The organism is Bacillus sp. 2205SS5-2 (assembly GCF_037024155.1).
In the GTDB taxonomy this organism is placed as follows: Bacteria; Bacillota; Bacilli; order Bacillales; family Bacillaceae_K; genus Bacillus_CI.
In genome coordinates this window covers 115,680-116,735 of sequence record NZ_JAYKTS010000012.1, presented here as the reverse complement: position 1 = coordinate 116,735, position 1,056 = coordinate 115,680, and the positions used below count along the sequence as shown (strand labels likewise).

Annotated in this window: 1 rRNA gene; it reads left to right on the top strand. The window is 42.1% G+C overall.

From position 1 onward, the window contains the following. Positions 1-109, top strand: a 5S ribosomal RNA gene (gene rrf / locus U8D43_RS10345); the annotation flags it as partial. Positions 110-1,056: the final 947 nt, after the last annotated feature.

Sequence of the window (1,056 nt, the reverse complement as noted above, 5' to 3'; positions counted from 1 at the left end):
GCATTAGCGAAGAGGTCACACCCGTTCCCATACCGAACACGGAAGTTAAGCTCTTCTGCGCCGATGGTAGTTGGGGGTTTCCCCCTGTGAGAGTAGGACGTCGCCATGCATTATTAAAAAACAGCCTGAGGGCTGTTTTTTTGTTTTGAACTTGAACTTGAATTTGAACTAAATGAAACTAGATACTATTCATGAAAGGGAGTGAGAGTGGGGAGATCCGCCGCTTATCGCCGCTCGAACCAGCGCCGATGGTAGTTGGGGGTCCCCCTGTGGGAGTAGAACGTCGCCATGAATAAAAAAACAGCTTGAGGATAACGAGTTCTGTTTTGAAGTAGATACTTCTGATTAACCAACGAAATGGTTGAGTTATTCGCAGCCAAAAAACAATGTTATTTGCATAAAAACGGTCAGCGGTTTATGTGCTTCTGACCGTTTTCTTATGACGTTTATTATATTAGTTTGCATTCTCAACATATTTGTTCAACCCAAGCACCATGATTTACACCACTCCATCGGATAGGCTTTCGTCAGCCGAACTGTTACGGTAAATTCTCGCACCTATTAACCGAGCTTATAACACAAAATCTCTTACTAGATGGTGTGCTACTCGACGCAGGGGAAGCCTTTCAGAACGTTACCTCCTCATTCGACCTCTCAATGTAACCCTTCAGTTTTAGAAGACTAAAACTGCCTGACCTTTACCAAAATTGTGTGACCACATTTCTTTTGAGCCAGGAACATTTCGCACCAGTTATTGCCCCCTTTAACGGAACAATGTTAATAAAGAGATCAACCACTCCAAGAATAGCTAAATCTTAAACGACCACCCGCTAAAGCAGGTGGATTTAGACATAAATGTCACCGTCTAAAGTCGCAATTCAAGACTCAAGTCTTCTCAAAGTACCTAAGCTGAAGCATACTGAATTTGACTAAACTCACTCCTCAATCTTGAATATATCGTCTTTTCCATCACCAAACTGGTTGGCTATATAGTTTCGAATGATTTCTTAGTCGAATCCATGAAACTCTTCTGAACTCAGAACTTAACGCTGAAAT